The following is a 22,667-nucleotide window of genomic DNA, read 5'->3' on the forward strand; positions in this document are numbered from 1 at the left end:
TAAGGGGTTCTGCCAGGGTGGGATCAACATCCATTACCTGGAAAAGAAACTGGGCATGGACAAGCACTGAGCGCGTCCGGCACCACAGAAGGGGAGCGGCCAAGGCCGCTCCCCTTTTGCATTTCAACGTCAAAAAGGATGGCGACATGAACGGATCTTCCCAAACCAGCCTGACGCCCGAGGCGCGCAAGCAAGCCTCCATCGCCCGCCTCGAGGCAGCCGGCATCCCCTATATCGAGCACCTGCCGATGATCGAGGATGCCAGCGAGGTGCGCGTGCGCAACGCCGAGGAAATCGCCCGCCGCGCCATCGCCTGCCTGGTCGCCATCCAGGCCGCCTGCGATCGCCAGGCCGGTCAATACACGCCGGACACCGCCCGGTGGTGCCAGGAGCTGCTGGAGCAGTACGGCATCGACGAGCTGACGCATCAGGAAGCGCGCATTCTCGGTAACGAGGGCAGCGAGCAGGATGTCGTCAACATGGTCTGGAAGTACGAAGCCTACTGGGTGCTGCTGTGGGCGCTGGGCGTGGTGGAGGAGCTGGATTTCCCCGACCATGCCATCGATTGCGACTTCGCCATCCAGGCCGTGGCGCAACACCCCGATTTCGCCACGTTCATGGCGCAGGCGAAACTGCGCGACATCACCAGCATCCTCGACGAAGCCGACCTGATCTACCGCTACCACTGGGCCTGCGTGGACGCCCGCCTCAAGCAGGCGCCGATGCCCGCCGGCCTCAACCCCAGCGTAGTCATGGAGCGTCACGCGGCCTTAAACTGGCTCATCGACAACGATGGCCAGGATGACTGGGACAACCCGGACGTCAGCACCTGAACCCGCCCGAGACCATTATCTGCCGCCGCCAGCCCTGCGCTCGCGGTCGCCCCACCGGAGCCCCCCATGCCCTGGCTACAACTGCGCCTCGCCATCACCCCTGAGCAGGCGCCCACTTATGAAGACGCCCTGCTGGACGTCGGCGCGGTGTCCGTCACTTTCATGGACGCCGAAGATCAGCCGATCTTCGAGCCCGACCTGGGCACCACGCCGCTGTGGAGCCACACCCATCTGCTGGCCCTGTTCGAGGCCGATACCGACGCCGACGCGCTGGTTGCCCACCTGCAACTGCTGACCGACGGCGCGTTGCCGGAACACCAGATCGAGCGTATCGAGGACCAGGACTGGGAGCGCAGCTGGATGGACGGCTTCGCGCCAATGCGTTTCGGCCAGCGCCTGTGGATCGTGCCGAGCTGGCACGAGGCGCCGCAGCCGGACGCCGTGAACCTGCTGCTCGACCCGGGCCTGGCGTTCGGCACCGGCACCCACCCGACCACCTCGCTGTGCCTGCAGTGGCTCGACGCCCAGCCGCTGGAAGGCTGCAGCGTGCTGGATTTCGGTTGCGGCTCGGGCATCCTGGCCATCGCCGCCCTGCTGCTCGGCGCGCCGCGGGCGGTCGGCACCGACATCGACCCGCAAGCCCTGGAAGCGTCGCGCGACAACGCGCAACGCAACGGTATCGCCGACGAGCGCTTTCCCGTCTACCTGCCGGCCGACCTGCCCCAGGAGCCGGCTGACGTGGTGGTCGCCAACATCCTTGCCGGCCCATTGGTCAGCCTGGCGCCGCAGATCACCAGCCTGGTCAAGCCAGGCGGCCGCTTGGCGCTGTCGGGCATCCTCGCCGAACAGGCCGACGAGGTGCGCGCCGCATACGCCGCCGACTTCGACCTCGACCCGACCGCTGTCCAGGACGGCTGGGTGCGCATCAGCGGCGTTCGCCGTTAAGCAGTCGCCCGTGCCGTGCCCGTGCTGACGGGGCACGGCACTTAATGCTGCTTTTGCAATCTGTTGGGGTAGACTATCGCCCCGTTTTTGCCGCCCCGCGGCCGTCGGATGACGCATGACCGAAAGCTTTGTGACCCAATGCCCGAACTGCAGCACCAGTTTCCGCGTGAACCTGGCCCAGCTCGCCGTTGCCCAGGGCTCGGTACGCTGCGGCGCCTGCCTGCAGGTATTCAATGCCGCGCGGCAGTTGCGCGAGCAGGGCCATCACATTCCGGACATGCGTGCCGCGGCGCCCGCCACACCCGCACCCGCGGCAACGCCCAAGCCCCCCGCACCCGCACCCGCGCCCGCACCCGCACCCGCACCCGCACCCGCACCCGCACCGAGCATTGCAGCCGTGCCGCCTGCCACTGCCAAGCCGCAGGGCAAGACCGAAGACGGTACGCTGTGGATCCACGACGACCTCGATCTCGATGACCTCGACCTCGACGAGGAGCTGGCCAAGCTCGAGGCCCAGGAGCAGCAGCTGTCGCGCCAATTCCTCGAGCTCGACCTGCCGACCCGGCAAACGCCGCGCTTCGATGATCAGGACGACGACGAGCCTGCCGAAGACGAACGTTGGGCCGAGGCCCTGCTGCGCGACGACCCGCCCGTCAGCAATCTGGAGCTCGAGCCGCTGGGCGAGCGCCCGACACCGAGCATCGATTTCGGCCAACCACCGCCGGCCAAGGCCCTCGAGGCCGTGCCGCCGCTGCCCAGAACGCCGGGCCTGCGCGACGTCCTCACCCCCGCGAAGCCTGCTGCGCCAAGCCGCGAGGAAGTGGAGCCCGAGCCGACGTTCAGCCTCAGCGCCCAGCGTGACGACCTGTCTGAGCCCGCGCCACTCGACGACGATGAGCCGCAAACGCCGGTGCCCGCGCCCAAGGGCGCAAAAGCGCGCCCACGCAGCGAGCCGAACCTGCGCGGCGAAGCCCTGTTCGAGCTTGAAGAGGAGCCGCTGCAGCTCGACTGGCGCCCACCGCGCAAGCCCTGGGGCCGCTGGATCGGCTGGGGCCTGCTCAATCTGCTGGCGGCCGCCGCGCTGGCCGGGCAGTACGTGATCTATCACTACGCCGAACTGGCCCGCCAGGATCAGTACCGGCCCTGGTTCGAACAGATCTGCCCGACCCTCGGCTGCATCTTGCCCTCCAAGGTCGACATCGACCAGATCAAGAGCAGCAACCTGGTGGTGCGCAGCCATCCGGAATTCAGCGGCGCCCTGGTCGTAGACGCGATCCTCTACAATCGTGCATCGTTCTCCCAGCCATTTCCGCTCTTGGAGATGCGTTTCGCGGACATCAACGGCCAACTGATCGCCAGTCGTCGCTTCAAGCCCAGCGAATACCTGGCGGGCGAGCTGGCCGGCCAGGCGGAAATGCCGCCGCAGACGCCGATCCACATCGCGCTGGACATCCTCGATCCGGGCGCCCGGGCGGTGAACTACAGCCTCAACTTCCACTCGCCGGAGTAGCCCCGAGCAGCCGATAGACGGCAGCCGGCGGGCAGCCGTCTGCATCGGGGCCGACCGCCGATGCGCCGGGGCACCACCGCCTAGCTGTTCAGATTTTGTTCAAAACCACCTTTATCCGGTCATTCAGAGCGGGTATGATCTCCCCCCTTTTCGCACTCTCCTACTGGTCTCAACAGCACGTCTCTTGAGCAGGGAAGCCCTATGTCGGCGCTAAGCATCGGCCCCTATACATTGCCCAATCGACTGATCCTGGCCCCCATGGCCGGCGTCACCGATCAGCCATTCCGGCAACTGTGCCGGCGCCTCGGCGCCGGCATGGTGGTCTCGGAGATGGTCACCAGCGATGTACGCCTGTGGAACACGCGCAAGTCGAGCCTGCGCATGATCCACAGCGGCGATCCGGAGCCACGCTCCGTGCAGATCGCCGGTGGCGACCCGCAGATGCTCGCCGAGGCAGCCCGCGCCAATGTGCAGCTGGGCGCCCAGATCATCGACATCAACATGGGCTGCCCGGCCAAGAAGGTCTGCAACAAGGCGGCTGGTTCCGCCCTGCTCAAGGACCAGCCGCTGGTGCAGGCGATTCTCGAAGCGGTGGTCGCCGCCGTGGACGTCCCGGTCACCCTGAAGATTCGCACCGGCTGGGACCGTCAGAACAAGAATGGCGTCGAGGTCGCGCGGATTGCCGAGCAGTCCGGCATCGTCGCCCTGGCCGTGCATGGCCGCACCCGCGCCGACCTGTACACCGGCGAGGCCGAGTACGACACCATCACCGCGATCAAGCAGGCCGTATCGATTCCGGTACTGGCCAATGGCGACATCGATTCACCGGAAAAGGCCGCCCACGTGCTGGCCGCCACCGGTGCCGATGGCCTGCTGATCGGCCGGGCGGCCCAGGGCCGCCCATGGATTTTCAGAGAAATTGAGCATTACCTGCGCACCGGAGCCCATTGCCCGGCCCCTGCGCTGGCCGAGATCGAACGCATTCTGCTCGAGCACCTGGCCGCCCTGCACGCCTTCTACGGTGATGTCATGGGTGTGCGCATCGCTCGCAAGCATGTGGGCTGGTACCTCGCGACGCTGCCCGGCGCCCGCGAATTCCGTGCCCAGTTCAATCGTCTGGACAGCCAGGAGGCGCAATGTGCAAGCGTTCGCCAGTTCTTCGGTGAACGCTACAACGACGAAAAAGAGGCTGCCGCATGACACTGATGAACGAGACTTTAGGAAGTGGGATTGCACCCGTGAGCGACAACACCAGCTTGAAACAGCACCTCAACACACCGAGCGAAGAAGGCCAGACCCTGCGCGGCAGCGTCGAGAAAGCCTTGCACAACTACTTCGCTCACCTTGAGGGCGCAGACGTCACCGACGTCTACAACCTGGTGCTCACCGAAGTGGAAGCCCCGCTGCTGGAGACCGTCATGAACTACGTGAAGGGCAACCAGACCAAGGCCTCGGAGCTGTTGGGCCTGAACCGCGGCACCCTGCGCAAGAAGCTCAAGCAGTACGATCTGCTGTAAATCACCAAAATCCTGAAGAAGGGCGGCCTCGACGAGCCGCCCTTTTTACTGATTCCCCTGCTGATGGATCCTGTAATGACCGACCAGACCACCCGCCTCCCCGTCCGCCGTGCGCTGATCAGCGTGTCCGACAAGACCGGCATCCTCGAATTCGCCCGCGAGCTCGTCGCCCTCAACGTGGAAATCCTCTCCACCGGCGGCACCTACAAGCTGCTCAAGGACAACGGCGTGGCAGCAGTGGAAGTGGCCGACTACACCGGCTTCCCGGAAATGATGGACGGCCGGGTGAAGACCCTGCACCCGAAGATTCATGGCGGCATCCTCGGCCGCCGCGCCCTCGACGGCGCGGTGATGGACGAGCACGGCATCAAGCCGATCGACCTGGTAGCGGTCAACCTGTACCCCTTCGCGGCCACCGTCGCCAAGCCCGGCTGTGACCTGGCCGATGCCATCGAGAACATCGACATCGGCGGGCCGACCATGGTGCGTTCGGCCGCCAAGAACCACAAAGACGTGGCCATCGTGGTCAACGCCGGCGACTACACCGCGGTCATCGACTCCCTGAAGCTTGGCGGCCTGTGCTATGCCCAACGCTTCGACCTGGCCCTCAAGGCCTTCGAGCACACCGCGGCCTACGACGGCATGATCGCCAACTACCTGGGCACCATCGACCAGGGCCGCGACACCCTGTCCACCGAAGACCGCGGCCAATTCCCGCGCACCTTCAACACCCAGTTCATCAAGGCGCAGGAAATGCGCTACGGCGAGAACCCGCACCAGAAAGCCGCGTTCTACGTCGAGCATGCCGACGAAGCCTGCGTGGCCACCGCCGTGCAGTTGCAAGGCAAGGAGCTGTCGTTCAACAACGTGGCCGACACCGACGCCGCGCTGGAATGCGTGAAGAGCTTCGTCAAACCGGCCTGCGTGATCGTCAAGCATGCCAACCCGTGCGGCGTCGCCGTGGTTCCGGAAGACGAAGGCGGCATCCGCAAGGCCTACGACCTGGCCTACGCCACCGACACCGAATCGGCGTTCGGCGGCATCATCGCCTTCAACCGCGAACTGGACGGCGAAACCGCCAAGGCCATCGTCGAGCGCCAGTTCGTCGAAGTGATCATCGCACCGAGAATCAGCGACGCCGCCCGTGAAGTGGTTGCCGCCAAGGCCAATGTGCGCCTGCTCGCGTGCGGCGAATGGCCGACCGAACGTGCGCCGGGCTGGGACTACAAGCGCGTCAACGGCGGCTTGCTGGTTCAGAGCCGCGACATCGGCATGATCAAGGCCGAAGACCTGAAGATCGTTACCCAGCGCGCGCCGAGCGAACAGGAGATCCATGACCTGATCTTCGCCTGGAAAGTGGCCAAGTTCGTCAAATCCAACGCCATCGTGTACGCCAAGAATCGCCAGACCGTCGGCGTCGGCGCCGGCCAGATGAGCCGCGTCAACTCCGCGCGTATCGCCGCCATCAAGGCCGAACATGCCGGCCTGCCGGTGCCGGGCGCGGTCATGGCCTCGGACGCTTTCTTCCCGTTCCGCGACGGTATCGACAATGCCGCCAAGGCCGGCATCACCGCGGTGATCCAGCCCGGCGGTTCGATGCGCGACAACGAAGTGATCGCCGCCGCCGACGAAGCGGGGATTGCCATGGTTTTCACCGGCATGCGCCACTTCAGGCACTAAATCGGCCGCACTGAAGCCGGCATCTGCGTTGTTGCCCCGGGTTCCGCCAATGCTCATTGCCAATAGGCAACTCCGCTTGTCGAAACCCGGGGCGCCTAGCATCTACCGGCTTCATCGCGACCTCGGAATTTGTAGGGTGGATAGCGCTTTTCCTATCCACCAAACGGGCCCAAGGCCCGCCTCCATCGGGAGAGAGACATGAATGTATTGATCATCGGCAGCGGCGGTCGTGAACACGCCCTGGCCTGGAAAGTGGCGCAGGACAAGCGCATCGCCAAGGTATTCGTAGCCCCCGGCAACGCTGGCACCGCCTTTGAGCCCAAGTGCGAGAACGTCGCCATCGATGTACTGGACATCCAGGCACTGGCCGATTTCGCCGAAAAGAACGTGCAGCTGACCATCGTCGGGCCGGAAGCACCCCTGGTGAAAGGCGTGGTCGACCTGTTCCGTTCCCGCGACCTGGACATCTTCGGCCCGACCGCTGCCGCGGCCCAGCTGGAAGGTTCCAAGGCCTTCACCAAGGATTTCCTGGCCCGCCAGAACATCCCGACCGCCGACTACCAGAACTTCACCGAAGTCGAGCCGGCCCTGGCCTACCTGCGCGAGAAAGGTGCACCGATCGTGATCAAGGCCGACGGCCTGGCTGCGGGCAAGGGCGTGATCGTCGCCATGACCCTGGCCGAAGCCGAAGACGCCGTGCGCGACATGCTCGCGGGCAATGCTTTCGGTGACGCCGGCTCGCGCGTTGTGATCGAAGAGTTCCTCGACGGCGAGGAGGCCAGCTTCATCGTCATGGTCGACGGCCAGAACGTGCTGCCGATGGCCACCAGCCAGGATCACAAACGTGTTGGCGATGCCGACAGCGGCCCGAACACCGGTGGCATGGGCGCCTACTCGCCGGCTCCGGTGGTGACCGCCGAGGTGCACAAGCGAGTGATGGACGAAGTCATCTACCCGACCGTCCGCGGCATGGCGGCCGAAGGCAACGTCTACACCGGCTTCCTGTACGCTGGCCTGATGATCGACAAGAGCGGCGCGCCGAAAGTCATCGAGTTCAACTGCCGCTTCGGCGACCCGGAAACCCAGCCGATCATGGTGCGCCTGGAAAGCTCCCTGGTGCTGCTGGTCGAAGCCGCACTGGCCAAGGCGCTGGACAAGGTCGAAGGGACCTGGGACCCGCGTCCGACCGTCGGCGTGGTGCTGGCTGCCGGCGGTTATCCGGGCGACTACGCCAAGGGTGACGTGATCGAAGGGCTGGACGCCGCCGCGCAGCTGGAAGGCAAGGTATTCCACGCCGGCACAGCCCTGCAGGACGGCCAGGTGGTCACCGCAGGCGGCCGCGTTCTGTGCGCCACCGCCATCGGCGCCAGCGTGGCGGATGCCCAGCAGCAGGCCTATCGCCTGGCCGCGAAGATCCGCTGGAACGGCATGTTCCACCGCAACGACATCGGTTACCGGGCGATCGCCCGCGAGCAAGGCGACAAGTGATGTAACAAGATGGCGGCATCGCGCGATGCCGCCCATCGGCAATACCGCAGGCAGCCGCTCAACAGGGCGGCCTGGCTGTCAGGATAGGGTCTCAGTTTCATAGTCTGTGCCACCTCGGCTGGCTATAATTCAGCCGGATAACCTAAAAGGGATTGCCACGTGCGACGGCTCAGGATCGCCATAGGTCTACTCGTCAGCCTGCTGTTGGCCGGCGTCTGCCTGTCGAGCACGGCGGCGCAGCGGGTGGTTACGCCCTATGCCACCGGTTGGTCGGTGTTCGTCGACGACAGTGCCCAGCTGAACCTGGATGACGTACGCAGCCGCCGTAACCAGTTCCTGCCCCTCGATGACCTCGCCTTCACCTACCCGCCCAGCGACAAGGCCGTCTGGCTGCGCTTCGACGTACCTGAGCACCAGGCACCCTACTGGCTGTGGCTGTTCGCGCCACGGGTACAGTTTCTCGATTACTACCTGCTCAACGGCCCACTGATAGAGCAGACCGTGCACAGCGGCGAGTCGATGCCAATGAGCTCGAGGCCGCTGCCTTCACGCGCCTATCTGATGTCGCTGCCCAACGACGGGCAGGCACGGGAAGTCTATGTCCGGATGACCTCCAACCACCCGCTGATGGCCTGGTTCAAGGTCATCGACGAGGCCGAGCTGGTCAGCCTGGAGAAGCCGGCCTACCTGTTCGGCGCCCTGCTCGGTGCCCTGCTGCTGGTAGTGGTCTACAACCTGATCCGCTTCGCCTACATGCGCTCGGCGTGCAGCCTGTGGCTCGCTGGCCTGCATGGCGGCCTGGCGGTATGTGCGGCCGCCAACCTCGGCCTGCTGGCCGCCTGGGTGCCGAGACTTGGCTACAACCAGTCGCTGATCGCCGATACCAGTGCATTGATCGCCGCATTCTGCCTGTCGGCCTTCGTGCTCGGTTTCTTCCGCCACACGCCGATGCAGCGCAGCAAGCTCAATCTGATCCTGCAGGGCCACGCTCTGGTGACATTGCTACTGGGCCTGACCATCCTCATGACCGGGCTACTCTGGTACAGCGCCCTGGTCTACCTGCTGGTGTTCCTCGGCACCCTCGCGGTGCTGCTGGTCAGCGGCGTGCACTGGCACAACGGCTACCAGTCGGCGCGTCTGCTGGTCGTGGCCATGGTGGTGTTCAACGTCGGGTTCGGCCTGTTCATTCCCATTCTGTTCGGCTTCGACCAGCTCGATCCAGGCTGGCTGGTCATCGGCGTGTTCACCATCGCTACCCTTAGCGGCGTGGTGCTCAGCGCCGCCCTGGCCGAGCACCAGCGCCAGTTGCAACGCGCTGCGTCGCGCGCGCGCACTGCCCTGGCCGCCAACGACGCCGAACTCAAGGCCAAGGCCGAATTCCTGGCCAAGATCAGCCATGAGATCCGTACGCCCATGAACGGCGTGCTGGGCATGACCGAGCTGCTGCTCGGCACGCCGCTGTCGGCCAAGCAGCGCGATTACGTGCAGACCATTCACAGCTCCGGCAACGAGCTGCTCAACCTGATCAACGAGATTCTCGACATATCCAAGCTGGAATCCGGGCAGATCGAGCTGGATGACGTGCAATTCGACCTCAATGCACTGACCGAGGACTGCCTGGACATTTTCCGCGCCAAGGCCGAGCTGCAAAAGATCGAGCTGATCAGCTTCATCCAGCCCCAGGTGCCACGCATCGTCAGCGGCGACCCGACGCGCCTGCGGCAGATCCTGCTCAGCCTGCTCGACAACGCCTTCAAGCAGACCACCGAGGGCGAGATCCTCCTGGTGGTCGCCCTCGACACCAGCGGCGAGCAGCCACGCCTGCGCTTCGCCGTGCAGGACAGCGGCCACCCGCTCAATGCCAGCGAACGCGATGCACTGCTCAACACCGAACTGCAGAGCCGCGACTTCCTGTCGGCCACCCGCCTGGGCAGCCGCCTGGGGCTGATCATCGCCCGCCAGCTGATCCTGCTGATGGGCGGCGAGTTCGGCATCCAGAGTGGCGGCAACCAGGGCTCCACCCTGTGGCTGACCTTGCCGCTGGACGACGCCCGCCTGCAGCAGCCGAGCACCGATATCGACGGCACCCTGCAGGGCACCCGCCTGCTGGTGGTGGACGACAACGACACCTGCCGCAAGGTGCTGCTGCAGCAATGCAACGCCTGGGGCATGAACGTCAGCAGCGTGCCGTCCGGCAAGGAGGCACTGGCGCTGCTGCGCACCCGTGCGCACATGCGCGAGTACTTCGACGTGGTGCTGCTCGACCAGGACATGCCGGGCATGAGCGGCATGCAATTGGCCGCCAAGATCAAGGAAGACCCGAGCCTCAACAACGACATCCTGATCATCATGCTCACCGGCATCAGCCACGCGCCGAGCAAGATCATCGCGCGCAACGCCGGCATCAAGCGCATCCTCGCCAAGCCGGTGGCCGGCTATACCCTCAAGGCCACCCTGGCCGACGAGCTCGCCCAGCGCCAGCGCGGCCCGGACGCCCCCGCCCAGGCCAGCCCGGCAGCACTGGAAGTACCCGAGGATTTCCGCATTCTGGTCGCCGAGGACAACAGCATTTCCACCAAAGTGATCCGCGGCATGCTCGGCAAGCTCAACCTTAGGCCGGACACGGCGAGCAATGGCGAGGAAGCCCTCACCGCCATGAAAGCCCAGCGCTACGACCTGGTGCTGATGGATTGCGAGATGCCGGTGATGGACGGTTTCTCCGCCACCGAGCAGCTACGTGCCTGGGAGATTGCCGAGCGCCGCCCGCGCACGCCGGTGGTCGCGCTGACCGCGCACATTCTCAGCGAACACAAGGAGCGTGCGCGCCAGGTCGGCATGGACGGCCACATGGCCAAGCCCGTGGAGCTCTCACAGCTGAGGGAGCTGATCGAGTACTGGGTCGGTGAACGCCACACCCAGACACAGGACGATACCGTCGCCTCCTGACCCGGCTGCTAGAATTTTCGACGCAGCCCGTGCCAGCCCCCCCTCGATAGAGCGCCCATGGATATCAAGCAGCTCAAATTTCTCATCGCCCTCGACGAAACCCGCCATTTCGGCCAGGCAGCCGCTCGCTGCCACGTTACCCAACCGACATTGTCGATGCGCCTGCGCAACCTGGAGAACGAACTGGGCCTGGAATTGGTACGCCGCGGTCAGCGCTTCGAGGGTTTCACCGCCGAAGGCGAGCGGGTATTGGCCTGGGCCCGCAGCTTGATGGCCGCCCACGATGGCCTGTATGCCGAGGCCGCCGCCTGCCGCGGCCAACTGGTCGGCACCTTGCGCCTGGGCGTGGTGCCGCTGTCGGGTTTCGACCCGATGGAGCTGGTGCGCCTGTTCGCCGAGCAGCATCCGGGGTTGCGCTTTCAGCTGTTCGCCCTGAGCAGCGACCAGATTCTCGAACGCTTGGGCAGCAACCAGCTGGACCTGGGCCTGTCGTATCTCGACCGCCTCGACCGCGAGCACTTCGACAGCCTCGAACTGGCTGCCACGCGCATGGGCCTGCTGTATGACCGCCGGCATTTCCAGTTCAGCGAAACCACACTGCGCTGGGAGAACCTGATCGACCTGCCGCTGGGTTTGCTGTCGGCCGGCATGCACTTTCGCCAGTCCATCGACCACAGCTTCCGCTCACGGGGAATGACACCGCTGCCCAAGCTGGAAACCGATGCCGTTCACCAGTTGCTGCAAGCGGTCAGCGCCGGCCTGTGCTGCTCGATCATGCCGCTGCAGAACGGCCTGGCCGAGTTCACCAACGAACTGATCCTCACCCCCATCGAGGACGCCCACACCCTGGCCCCGCTGGGCCTGATCATGCGCCGTGGCGCGCCCCGCTCGCCGCTGGCCGAGGCCTGCTTCAGCGAAGCGCGCACGCTGATCAGCGCCTGACCGCCGCTTCGGGTTCGGCCACCGGCCCATCGGTTTCACCTCGGTCGGCGCGACCACCCAGGTACCAGCCCAGCAGCCCCCAGAGCGCGGCGCAGACCGCGCCGATCACCGCGATCAGCGCCACACCGTAGCCGAGCAGATCGATCAGGCTCTTGGCCCAGCCGCTGAGCGCGTCGCCGCCGCGATAGACCACGGTATCGATGAAGTTCTTGGCCTTGTACTTGCTCTCGGCATCCAGCGGTGCGAAGAGCATTTCCCGCCCCGGCCGCACGAAGGCGTATTCGCCGATGCGTCGCACGATCATCAGCCCGGCCAGTACCGCGAAGGTCGGTGCCAGGGCCAGGGTGAGAAAACCCACGCACATCAGCATCGGCACCGCGGCCAGCAGGGTGCGCACGCCGAGGCGCTGGGCTATGCGGCTGGTGATGAACAGCTGGGCCAGCAGCGCGCCAGCCTGCACGACGAAATCGATCAACCCGAACACCCGCACCTGCTCGTCGCGATCAGGAAACAGCTCGGCCACCAACCGCGCCTGCTCGAAGTACAGAAAGGTGGTAACCGTGGCGAGCAGGATGACGAAGGCGCAGACACCCAGCAGGTAGGATGATGTGAGCACCCGCGTCATGCCGCTGAATGGATTGCCCGCCACCGGGCGCCGAGGGTTTTCCGTCTGGCTGGCACCGGGGCGCCCTGCTCCGGCTCGCTCGCGCCAGGCCATCAGGTAATGCTTGAGCGCCAGTGCACCGGCCAACAGTACTGCTGCCAACAACGCCAGGCCGCTGGCACCGATGCTGCCGACCAGCAGCGCGCTCAGCGCCGGGCCACTGAGGCCGCCGACGCTGGCGCCGGCGGCGATGAAGGCGAACAGCCGCTTGGCCTGGGGCGAATCGAACACGTCGGCCATCAGGCTCCAGGCCACCGATACCACGAACAGGTTGTAGACCGAGATCCACACGTAGAACACCCGCGCCAGCCAAAGACTCTCGCCCATGAGGCTGAACGCCAGGGCGAAACCCAGCAGGTTGAAGCAGAAAAAGCCGTAGACCCAGTCGATGAAATGGATACGCGGCACCCGCGAGTTGAGCCAGGCGAACAGCGGTACCGCCAGCAACATGACCACGAAGGTGGCGGTGAACAACCATTGCAGGTTTTCCACCCCAGCCTGTATGCCCATCGACTCGCGAATCGGCCGCAGCATGAAGTAGCCGCTGAACAGGCAGAAGAACAGCGCGAACCCGGCCAGCGCCGCGGCCAGCTCGCCGGGCTGCGCGTTGATGGCGCGGGCCAGGCGCTGGGGCAGGGAAAGGGTCATGGCGTGGCTTCCTGCGTTCGAAACCTTGCAGTATGGCTCACCGCGCCACGCCTAGCTCAACCGCGGCCCGTCAGGCGTCGGCCAGCCAGGCACGAATCTCGCCGTAGGGATAATCCTCCAGCGCGGCGAAACCCTTGATCTGCCGGGCCTTGAGGCGAGTGAACAGTGGCGAGCTGAGGCCGCAGAGAAAGCGTGCCAGGCATTCGTTACCAGGCAATTCACCGCCTCGCGCAGCCTGGTGGGCGGCGATGAATGGCGCGCACAACGCGTTGCGATCATGCTCCGCCAGGGGCGGCAGCGGTGGCGGTTCGGGCAAGAGGGCGACCTGACCGCGGCACACCGAGCAATGCCCACAGCGAGATGGCGCCTGATCGTCACCAAAGTAGCGGGCCAGACGATGGCTCAGGCACTCCTCACTGGCGAACAGCGCGAGCATTGCCTGGATCCGTCGGATCTCGCTGCCCTCCTGGGCCACGAAATAGGTATGCAGCTCACTGGCCAGCCCCTGTACGTCGAAGTCCGCCTGGAGCACGGCGTAGACATCGGTCATCTGTTTGCTTTCCAACTCGATCCAGCCGCGCTCCTGCAGATAGTCCAGCGCCTTGACCACCCGCGCGCGCTGGGCCTGATGCTGGCCATAGAGCGCGTCGAAATCCACGGTGCACCAGGTGCGGGCCCGGGTGGACGCGTTGAAGATGGCCTCGACGAACTGCCGTCGCTCACCCTCGAAGCGCGCCAGCAAGGCGTCCGGCTCGACCAAGTACTTGAAGCGATACTCGGCGAAGTAGGCGTAGCGCGGCGCGATGATGCCGCGCAACTCCAGCTGCACCAGCAGGGTCTTGAGCGGCAATTGGCGGATGTTGCTGTGATCGCTCAGGGCATTGATGGTCATTTCCCACTGCCCACCCTGGCTGTTGCCGCGGATCTCCTCGAGCACCCGGACGATACCGCCCAGCTCTGGCGTATCGCCGTACACGAAGTTTTCCAGCACGTTGAGGCTGTCGCGGTTGGCCAGCACCAGGCAGTCGGAAGCCTCGCCGTCGCGGCCGGCACGACCGATCTCCTGGCTGTAGTTTTCCACCGACTTGGGCAGATCGAAATGCACCACGTTGCGGATGTCACGCTTGTCGATGCCCATGCCAAAGGCGATGGTGGCGACGATGCAGCTCAGCTCGCCAACCATGAAACGCCGCTGGATCGCCTCGCGCATCTCGTGGCCCATACCGGCGTGGTAGGCGCTGACGGACAATCCCTGCCGGCTCAATTGTTCGGCGACCTGCTCGGCGGTCTTCTGCTGGGTGACGTAGACGATGCTCGGCTCACCGGCCTTGGCACCCAGCCATTGCTCGAGGCGCCGCTGCTTGTCGCGGCCGGCCACTGGCTCGACCAGCAGGTTCAGGTTGGGACGGTAGAAACCGGTGGTGACCACGTCGTCGGCGGCGATGGCGAACTTCTTCTGCATGTCGGCGATCACCGCCGGCGTCGCCGTGGCGGTGAGCAGCAGCACCTGAGAGATGGCGAACTGGCGCTGATAGTCCGGCAGTTTCAGATAATCCGGGCGGAAGTTGTGGCCCCACTCGGAAATGCAATGGGCCTCATCGACCACCAGCAGGGAAATCGGCACTTCGCCGATGAAGTTGCGAAAGCGCTCGTTCTTCAGGCGCTCGACCGAGATCATCAGGATCTTCAGGTCGCCGGCCTTGGCTTTGGCCATGGTCTCGCTGACCTGCTCGCGGCTCTGCGCCGAATCGATGCTGGCCGCGTTGATGCCGTGGCGGTGCAGGAAGGCGAGCTGGTCCTGCATCAGCGCCAGCAAAGGCGAAACCACCAGCGTCAGGTGCGGCAGGTGCAAGGCTGGCAACTGGTAGCACAGGGACTTGCCCGAGCCGGTGGGGAAAATCGCCGCTGCCGAACGACCGGCGAGCACGGCGCTGATCACGGCTTCCTGGCCGGGACGCAGTCGGTCGAAACCGAAGACGCGCTTGAGGGTGGACATGAACGGTCACTCGGTTGACTGCTGAACGGCCGCTAACCATAACGCGGCCACGCCGGCTACGTCATGACGGATGTGTTGCTCGATGAGGGAGCGACGCAAAGCGGCGCAGGTCGGACTGAGGCGCCCAGGCGAACAATCCAGAGACCCGAGATGACTTTCCCTCACAAGCACGCTGCGCAGAAACGACAAAGCCGCCCGAGGGCGGCTTTGTCAGCAAGCGCGGGTCAGCTTAGAGCTGCGGGCCGGCCTTCTTGATGGCGTCGCTCACGTCGAACTTGGTGAAGTTGTCGATGAACAGCTTGGCGAGGCCTTTGGCAGCTTCGTCGTAGGCGTTCTGATCAGCCCAGGTGTTGCGCGGGTTGAGCAGGTTGGTCTCGACGCCCGGTACCGACTTCGGCACATCCAGGTTGATGATCGGCAGGTGCTCGGTTTCGGCACCGATCAGCGCACCGCTCTGGATCGCAGCGATCACGCCACGGGTGGTCGGGATGTTGAAACGCTTGCCGACGCCGTAGCCACCGCCGGTCCAGCCGGTGTTGACCAGGTAGACCTTGGAGCCGAAGGCCTGGATGCGCTTGATCAGCAGCTCAGCGTAGACGCCAGCCGGGCGCGGGAAGAACGGCGCGCCGAAGCAGGTGGAGAAGGTCGACTTGATGCCGCTGCCCGAACCCATTTCGGTGGAACCGACCAGGGCGGTGTAGCCGGACAGGAAGTGGTAGGCCGCCTGCTCGTTGTTGAGGATCGACACTGGCGGCAGTACGCCGGTCAGGTCGCAGGTCAGGAAGATCACCGCGTTCGGCTCGCCACCGAGGTTCTTCTCGCTGCGCTTCTCGACGAATTCCAGCGGGTAGGCGGCGCGGCTGTTCTGGGTCAGGCTGTCGTCGGTGTAATCCGGCTTGCGCTGCTCGTCGAGCACCACGTTTTCCAGCACGGTACCGAACTTGATGGCTTTCCAGATCACCGGCTCGTTCTTCTCGGACAGATCGATGCACTTGGCATAGCAACCGCCCTCGATGTTGAACACCACGCCCTCACCCCAGCCGTGCTCGTCGTCACCGATCAGGTAACGGCTTTCGTCGGCGGACAGGGTGGTCTTGCCGGTGCCGGACAGACCGAAGAACAGGGTCACGTCGCCTTCTTCACCGATGTTGGCAGCGCAGTGCATCGGCAGCACGTCGGCGGCCGGCAGCAGGAAGTTCTGCACGCTGAACATGGCTTTCTTCATTTCACCGGCGTAACGCATGCCGGCGATCAGCACCTTCTTCTGGGCGAAGTTGATGATCACGCAGCCGTCGGAGTTGGTGCCGTCGCGATCAGGCACGCACTCGAAGTTGGCGACGTTGAGAACCTGCCACTCCTGCTTGCCGGACGGGTTGTACTGGGTCGGCTCGATGAACAGCTGGCGGCCGAAGAGGTTCTGCCAGGCGGTGGCAGTGGTCATCTTGACGGGCAGGTAGTGGTCTTCGGCAGAACCTACATGAACGTGGGAAACGAAGCTGTCCTGGGCGTTGGAGAACGCCTGAACGCGCTCCCACAGCGCATCGAACTTGTCGGCTGGAAACTTGCGGTTGATCGGGCCCCAGCCGATGTCGGCCGAAGTGCTCGGCTCGTCGACGATGAAGCGGTCGACCGGAGAACGCCCGGTACGGTGGCCGGTGCGTACAACCAGAGCACCGGTGGACGCCAGTTCGCCTTCACCGCGACGAAGGGCTTCTTCGACCAGTTGGGCAGTGCTGATGTCGGTGTACACAGCGTTGTTGGCTTGCGTCATGTGAGTCCCCGTCGGCCGAACGGCCGAGTCTTCCAAACGTTTGTAGTCATGCAGAGGGCAGGACTACAGCTAAAAAAGTGCGCGGATTATGCCAGAAAAGCGGGCCGCGGGTGCAGCCCCCAATCAGAACAGCCTGCGCGTTGCTGGCAGCCCTCAGTGACGGGTGTCGGAGGGCTGCTGACTGCCGCCGCCAGCGAACAGCTGAGCGATGTCGGCGGCGTCGAAGCCGTAGCGTTCGTTGCAGAACTGGCAGTCGATTTCCACGCGGCCATGATGCTCGCTGAGCAGCAGCTCGGCATCGGCCCGCCCTAAACTGACCAGCGCTTTGGCCGAGCGTTCACGAGAGCAGCTACAACGGAAGCGAATGCCACGCGGATCGAACAGGCGAACCGTCTCCTGGTGGTACAGGCGATGCAGCAGGGTCTCGTTGTCCAGGCCCAGCAATTCCTCGTTCTGCAGGGTGTCGGCCAGGGTCACCAGGTGCTCCCAGCTGGCGGCACGCTCTTCGTCGTCGGTCAGACGATCGGGCGGCAGTTGCTGGAGCAGGAAGCCACGGGCGCGCAGGCCATCGGCGCACAGCCAGAAACGCGTGGCCAGTTGCTCGGAGGTGGCGAAGTAGTTGGTCAGGCAGTCGGCCAGGGTGGCGCCGTCCAGCGACACGATGCCCTGGTAACGCTGGCCCTGCGTGGGGTCGACGGTCATCGCCATCACGCCTTCGGGCATCAGCTGGCGCAGGCCGTCACCTTCGGCGACGCGCTCGGCGTCGTAACGGGCGATGCCGCGTACGTCACCTTCGCTGGAACACTCCACCATCAACAGCGGCACCGGGCCTTCGGAGCGCACCTGCAGCACCAGCAGGCCGTCGAACTTCAGGGTACCGACCAGCAGAGAGGCGGCAGCCAGCAGCTCACCGAGCAGTTGCGCCACCGGGCGTGGGTAGTCGTGCTTGGCCAGCACCTGCTGATAGCTGCCGGACAGCCCGACCAGTTCACCGCGCACATCGGTGTCATCGAAAATAAAGCGTTGGGTGAAGTCGGACATAACGAGTCGCCTGCTCAAGGATGCAAGACAGACCAGGGGCGCACCCGCTGGGCTGGGGGCCGGCAATTTTAGGCGCAAACGCGGCGCCGACCAAGCCGCAGGCGAAGAACGGCAGCCGCCTGCCGGCTGAACGCCGGCTGAACGAAGCGGCGATAGCGCCCAGCGAGGCGACCCGTCTGCCTAGAATCGGCGGTTTTTCCTCGAGCCGCCATCATGCATCTCGCCCTTAACGCCCAATGGCGCCCACGCGCCCTGCTCATCAGCCACCTGCTCGTCGCCGTGCTGTTCGCCAGTTGGCTGTGGCCGGTCACCCGCGTGTACTGGAATCAGTTCGACGTCTGGCTGTTCCATCTACTCAACGATCCTGTGCACGCCGCCGGCCTGTGGGCGCATATCTGGGCGATCGGCAGCATGCGCCCGGTGGATGCCGGCGTCGGCGTGGTGATGCTGGCGATCATGCTGCGTGCCGGCCTGATATTCCCAGCCAATCAGGTGCGCACCGGCCTCTATGCGTTTCTGGTCGCGCTGATCGTCATGTTGCTGATGCGCGTGGGCTTTGCCGATCTGGTCGAGTACATGGGCTGGCAACATGCGAGCCCGTCGCTGCAGATCGAAGGCAGCGCGCGGCTCACCGAGATGTTCCCTGCCTGGGAAGAGCGCTGGGACCTGAAGGACAGCGCCACGCGCAGTTTCCCGGGTGACCACGCCTCGGTGCTGTTGATCTGGGCGATGTTCTGCAGCTTCTTCGTCAGCGGCTGGCGCCGCCTGCTGGTCTGGGCGGTGGCAGTGCTCGGCATGCTGCCGCGGCTCGTCGCCGGCGCCCATTGGGGGGCGGACGCCTTCGTCGGTGGGGTACTGCTCAGTGTGCTGGGCATCGCCTGGAGTTGCTATACGCCATTGGCCTACCGGGCCAGCGCCGCCATCGAGCGGGCGACGGCACCATTGATGCGGATTCTGGCCCGCGTGCCGGTGATCGGCGCCTTCGCCGTGATCAGCGGGCGCTGATCACGGCTGGCCGGCTCGCCCAGAGCAGGCCGCCCTACTCCACCCACTCCCCGGAGCCGCCGCGCAGGTAGAACAGCTGCCGGCGCTGCTTCTTGCTCGGCCGCCCTTCGGTCTGCACGCCCAGGGCACCGGCCTTGCGCTGCTCGGCGGCCAGCTCGCGGCGCACGATGCTCTCGCCGGTCTCGGCGTACAGGGTCTGCGCTTCGGGCGCTCCGCGACGCACCACCGACAGCGCCTGAACCACCACGGTGCGTTCATCGAAACCGGTACGGATCACGTACTCTTCGCCGACCCTAGGTTCCTTGCCTGGCTTGCAGCGCTCGCCCCGGCAATGCACCTTGCCGCCTTCGATCGCCGCCTTGGCCAGCGCACGGGTCTTGTAGAAGCGCGCGGCCCACAGCCACTTGTCCAAGCGAACCTTGTCATCGGCATCCTGCTTTGCCACCCTTACCTCACTCATTGCTGGCTATCATCACTATTCATTGTCACTCCAGCCTGTGCGCATTGTCCCATGCATGCAAGCTCGAGCGATCCTCATTCTGGAGCAGCGGTGACCCACTTTCCCAGCGATCTCGTCCACCCCGAAAAATGCCGCGGCTGCCAGAGCAGCCCGGAGCTGGACTTCGACTTCCATTTCGCCTTCCAGCCGATCATCGACATCCGCAGCCGCCAGGTATTCGCCCATGAGGCGCTGGTGCGCGGGCCGGCGGGCGAAGGGGCGCTGTCCGTGCTCGAGCGCATCAACGACGACAATCGCTACCGTTTCGACCAGCGCTGCCGCACCCAGGCCATTGCCGAAGCCAAGCAACTGGGCATGGCCAGCTACCTGTCGATCAACTTCCTGCCCAACGCCGTATATCGCCCCGAGCTGTGCATTCGTAGCACCCTGGAAGCGGCGCGCCAGCATGACTTCCCCCTCGACCGGCTGATTTTCGAGACCCTGGAAAGCGATCACATGGTCGATAGCAGGCACCTGACCAATATCCTGCGCCAGTATCAGGAATTCGGGTTCAAGACGGCCATCGACGATTTCGGCGCCGGCCATTCCGGTCTCACTCTGCTGGCCGATTTCCAGCCCGACCTGATCAAACTGGACATGGCGCTGATCCGTGACGTCGACCAGGACAAGGCCCGCCAGGCCATCGTGCGCGGCATCCTCAGCATTTGTAATGATCTGGGTGTAAGGGTGATAGCCGAAGGGATCGAAACGCCGGGCGAGCGCGACTTCCTCGCCGCCAGCGGCATCGAACTGATGCAGGGTTTCCTGTTCGCCAGGCCGCAATTCCGGGGTTTGCCGACAGTCGCCGAAGCGGCGTGGGCATCCGCCACGATTACCCACTGACAGGCGTGCAGCACGGCGGATTTTCAGTACCATGCGCGCCTGATGCCAGCCCTAGTAGAGACGGAACGCGTTCTTGAAGACATTCGACCACCTCAACGTGATCGGCCTGCGCGAGTGGGTGAACCTGCCGGAGTTGGGCATCGTCGGCCTGCGCGCCAAGATCGACACTGGCGCCAGCACGTCGAGCCTGCACGCCAGCGACATTCAGCCATTCGAGCGCGACGGCGAACGCTGGGTGCGCTTCACCGCCTACATCGGCACCCAAGTGCAGCGCCGGCATCGCTGCGAGGCGCGCCTGGTCGCGCTCAAGACCATCAAGAGTTCCAACGGCCAGGCCCAGAGCCGCTACGTGATCCGTACCAGCCTGATGCTGGGCGATCTGCAGTGGCCGGTGGAGTTCACCCTGGCCAGCCGCAAGACCATGCGTTATCGCATGTTGCTCGGTTCCAAAGCCCTGGTCGACGGCCAACTGGTGGTCAACCCGGCGCTCACTTACGTACAAGACAAACCCGTGCTTCCCGACCCGACCGGTGCCCAATGAAAATCGCTGTGCTGTCGCGCAATCCGCGCCTGTATTCCACGCGTCGCCTGGTCGAAGCCGGGCAACAGCGCGGCCATGAAATGGTGGTGATCGATACTCTGCGCGCCTACATGAACATCGCCAGCCACAAGCCGCAGATCCATTATCGCGGTAAACCGCTGGAAGGCTTCGACGCGGTGATCCCGCGCATCGGCGCCTCGGTGACCTTCTACGGCTGCGCGGTGCTACGCCAGTTCGAGATGATGGGCGTGGTACCGCTCAACGAATCGGTGGCCATCGCCCGCTCGCGGGACAAGCTGCGCTCGCTGCAGTTGCTGTCGCGGCGCGGCATCGGCCTGCCGGTGACCGGCTTCGCCCACTCGCCGGACGACATTCCCGACCTGATCCAGATGGTCAACGGCGCGCCACTGGTGATCAAGGTGCTCGAAGGCACCCAGGGCATCGGCGTGGTGCTGTGCGAAACCGAAAAGGCCGCCGAATCGGTGATCGAGGCCTTCATGGGCCTCAAGCAAAACATCATGGTGCAGGAATACATCAAGGAAGCCGGCGGCGCCGACATCCGCTGCTTCGTGGTCGGCGACAAGGTCATCGCGGCGATGAAGCGCCAGGCCAAGCCCGGCGAATTCCGCTCCAACCTGCACCGCGGCGGCACCGCCAGCCTGATCAAGATCACCCCGGAAGAACGCATGACCGCCATTCGCGCCGCCAAGGTGATGGGCCTGTCGGTGGCCGGCGTCGACATCCTGCGCTCCAACCACGGCCCGCTGGTGATGGAGGTGAACTCCTCGCCCGGCCTGGAAGGCATCGAGGTGACTACCGGCAAGGACGTTGCCGGGATGATCATCGGCTACCTGGAAAAGAACGGCGGCCCCAACCTGACACGTACCAAGGGTAAAGGATGAGTACAGCCTTCAAGGGCCGCGTGGCCCTGATCGCCCCCGCCTCGGCAATCGCCAACGAGATCTTCGATGCCACCCTGGCGCAGCTCGACGTGCAGGGCATCGATTACCACCTGGGCCGCCACGTGCGCGCCCGGCATCGTTATCTGGCGGGCACGCCGGCGCAACGCCTGGAAGACCTGCACGAAGCGTTCTGCCTGCCGGATATCGACGCCGTCTGGTGCCTGCGCGGCGGCTACGGCAGCGCGCAACTGCTGCCGGGCATCGACTGGGCGCTGCTGCAGCGCGCCAGCCCAAGGCCGCTGATCGGTTACTCGGACCTGTCGGTGCTGCTCGACGCCTTCGCTCGCCATGAGCTGCCCGGCATCCACGGCCCGGTGGCCACCGCGCTCGGCCTGCAGGCCCTGTCCGCACCAGCCGGCCAACGCGAACGGCTGGCGTCGATGCGCTCGCTGTGGGATCTGCTGCAGGACCGCAGCCACTCGCTACCAGTACGCCACCTCAGCGGCCCGAAAACTGCCGTGAACGGCCCTCTGGTCGGCGGCAACCTCACCGCCCTGGCCAGCGGCTGCGGCACCGTTGCGGGCATGCAGCTGCCGAACGATGCCATCCTGATACTCGAAGACGTCGGCGAGCCGTACTACCGCCTGGAGCGCAGCTTCTGGCAGCTGTTCGAAAGTTTCGCCGAGCGCCGCCCGGCCGCCGTGTGCCTGGGCAGCTTCACCGACTGCCCACGGCGCGGCGTGCAGCACAGCATCGAGGAAATCATCGGCGAGTATCTGCCGCCCTTCGACATCCCGCTCTATGGCGAGCTGCCCAGCGGCCACGGCGACGCCAACTTCGCCTGGCCGTACGGCCGCAAGGCGCGCTTGCAGGGTGACGAACTGAGCTGGTGAAGG

The 22,667-nt window shown here is 65.1% G+C and carries 20 protein-coding genes; 15 read left to right on the forward strand and 5 right to left on the reverse strand.

What is annotated here, in order from left to right; all coding sequences use genetic code 11:
• From BVH06_RS26085 to BVH06_RS20125, 10 genes are all read left to right on the forward strand, one after another.
• On the forward strand, nt 1–70 hold a 70-nt coding region (locus tag BVH06_RS26085), incomplete at its 5' end, for a hypothetical protein (protein ID WP_256575218.1).
• Nucleotides 71–146: 76 nt separating this feature from the next.
• Nucleotides 147–833 carry a DUF4272 domain-containing protein gene (locus BVH06_RS20085; RefSeq protein WP_075935266.1) on the forward strand — a complete coding sequence of 229 codons (687 nt, stop codon included), beginning with the start codon at nt 147–149 and terminating at the stop codon, nt 831–833.
• Nucleotides 834–899: 66 nt separating this feature from the next.
• Entirely contained in the window at nt 900–1,778 is an 879-nt protein-coding gene (prmA, locus tag BVH06_RS20090) for a 50S ribosomal protein L11 methyltransferase (protein WP_075935267.1), read from the forward strand.
• A 115-nt stretch (nt 1,779–1,893) separates the two neighbouring features.
• Entirely contained in the window at nt 1,894–3,288 is a 1,395-nt protein-coding gene (locus tag BVH06_RS20095; protein ID WP_075935268.1) for a DUF3426 domain-containing protein, read from the forward strand.
• Nucleotides 3,289–3,489: 201 nt separating this feature from the next.
• Entirely contained in the window at nt 3,490–4,488 is a 999-nt protein-coding gene (gene dusB / locus BVH06_RS20100) for a tRNA dihydrouridine synthase DusB (RefSeq protein WP_075935269.1), read from the forward strand.
• On the forward strand, nt 4,485–4,805 hold the full coding sequence (fis, locus tag BVH06_RS20105; RefSeq protein WP_070884611.1) for a DNA-binding transcriptional regulator Fis: 321 nt from the start codon (nt 4,485–4,487) through the stop codon (nt 4,803–4,805). Before dusB ends, fis begins: the two co-directional genes overlap by 4 nt.
• A 75-nt stretch (nt 4,806–4,880) precedes the next feature.
• Nucleotides 4,881–6,485, forward strand: coding sequence for a bifunctional phosphoribosylaminoimidazolecarboxamide formyltransferase/IMP cyclohydrolase (purH, locus tag BVH06_RS20110; RefSeq protein WP_075932311.1), 1,605 nt, complete (start codon nt 4,881–4,883; stop codon nt 6,483–6,485).
• Nucleotides 6,486–6,683: 198 nt separating this feature from the next.
• Nucleotides 6,684–7,973 (forward strand): phosphoribosylamine--glycine ligase, encoded by a 1,290-nt coding sequence (gene purD / locus BVH06_RS20115; protein WP_075935270.1) that lies wholly within the window; start codon nt 6,684–6,686, stop codon nt 7,971–7,973.
• A 159-nt stretch (nt 7,974–8,132) separates the two neighbouring features.
• Complete coding sequence (locus tag BVH06_RS20120) at nt 8,133–10,919, forward strand: hybrid sensor histidine kinase/response regulator (RefSeq protein WP_075935271.1); 2,787 nt, start codon at nt 8,133–8,135, stop codon at nt 10,917–10,919.
• 57 nt (nt 10,920–10,976) lie between these two features.
• A complete protein-coding gene (locus tag BVH06_RS20125; RefSeq protein WP_075932314.1) occupies nt 10,977–11,861 on the forward strand; it encodes a LysR family transcriptional regulator in 885 nt (294 codons plus the stop codon).
• On the opposite strand, the gene BVH06_RS20130 is transcribed toward BVH06_RS20125, so the two are convergent.
• From BVH06_RS20130 to hslO, 4 genes are all read right to left on the reverse strand, one after another.
• Entirely contained in the window at nt 11,851–13,173 is a 1,323-nt protein-coding gene (locus BVH06_RS20130; RefSeq protein ID WP_075935272.1) for an NTP/NDP exchange transporter, read from the reverse strand. The genes BVH06_RS20125 and BVH06_RS20130 overlap by 11 nt on opposite strands.
• 70 nt (nt 13,174–13,243) lie before the next feature.
• Nucleotides 13,244–15,169: an ATP-dependent DNA helicase RecQ gene (locus BVH06_RS20135; protein ID WP_075935273.1), complete on the reverse strand. Its 1,926-nt coding sequence runs from the start codon at nt 15,167–15,169 to the stop codon at nt 13,244–13,246.
• Nucleotides 15,170–15,398: 229 nt separating this feature from the next.
• A complete protein-coding gene (locus tag BVH06_RS20140) occupies nt 15,399–16,940 on the reverse strand; it encodes a phosphoenolpyruvate carboxykinase (protein WP_075932317.1) in 1,542 nt (513 codons plus the stop codon).
• 153 nt (nt 16,941–17,093) lie between these two features.
• On the reverse strand, nt 17,094–17,981 hold the full coding sequence (gene hslO, locus BVH06_RS20145) for an Hsp33 family molecular chaperone HslO (protein ID WP_075932318.1): 888 nt from the start codon (nt 17,979–17,981) through the stop codon (nt 17,094–17,096).
• Between the two features lie 213 nt (nt 17,982–18,194).
• On the opposite strand from hslO, the gene BVH06_RS20150 reads away from it, so the two are divergent.
• The gene (locus tag BVH06_RS20150; RefSeq protein ID WP_075932319.1) at nt 18,195–18,986 is read left to right on the forward strand and encodes a phosphatase PAP2 family protein; all 792 of its coding nucleotides are present in this window, start codon (nt 18,195–18,197) and stop codon (nt 18,984–18,986) included.
• Between the two features lie 34 nt (nt 18,987–19,020).
• Here BVH06_RS20150 and BVH06_RS20155 read toward each other — a convergent pair whose 3' ends face one another.
• Nucleotides 19,021–19,446, reverse strand: a complete 426-nt coding sequence (locus tag BVH06_RS20155; protein WP_075932320.1) for an RNA-binding S4 domain-containing protein — start codon at nt 19,444–19,446, stop codon at nt 19,021–19,023.
• 90 nt (nt 19,447–19,536) lie between these two features.
• On the opposite strand from BVH06_RS20155, the gene BVH06_RS20160 reads away from it, so the two are divergent.
• The 4 genes from BVH06_RS20160 (at nt 19,537) to BVH06_RS20175 (ending at nt 22,664) form a co-directional block, all read left to right on the forward strand.
• Nucleotides 19,537–20,328 (forward strand): EAL domain-containing protein, encoded by a 792-nt coding sequence (locus BVH06_RS20160; protein WP_075932321.1) that lies wholly within the window; start codon nt 19,537–19,539, stop codon nt 20,326–20,328.
• A gap of 106 nt (nt 20,329–20,434) precedes the next feature.
• Nucleotides 20,435–20,869, forward strand: coding sequence for an ATP-dependent zinc protease (locus BVH06_RS20165; protein WP_168172937.1), 435 nt, complete (start codon nt 20,435–20,437; stop codon nt 20,867–20,869).
• The gene (gene rimK, locus BVH06_RS20170; protein WP_070884623.1) at nt 20,866–21,771 is read left to right on the forward strand and encodes a 30S ribosomal protein S6--L-glutamate ligase; all 906 of its coding nucleotides are present in this window, start codon (nt 20,866–20,868) and stop codon (nt 21,769–21,771) included. Before BVH06_RS20165 ends, rimK begins: the two co-directional genes overlap by 4 nt.
• The gene (locus tag BVH06_RS20175; RefSeq protein WP_075935274.1) at nt 21,768–22,664 is read left to right on the forward strand and encodes an LD-carboxypeptidase; all 897 of its coding nucleotides are present in this window, start codon (nt 21,768–21,770) and stop codon (nt 22,662–22,664) included. The genes rimK and BVH06_RS20175 overlap by 4 nt, the downstream gene beginning before the upstream one ends.
• Nucleotides 22,665–22,667: the final 3 nt, after the last annotated feature.

Source organism: Pseudomonas sp. PA27(2017) (assembly GCF_001945445.1).
In the GTDB taxonomy this organism is placed as follows: domain Bacteria; phylum Pseudomonadota; class Gammaproteobacteria; order Pseudomonadales; family Pseudomonadaceae; genus Aquipseudomonas.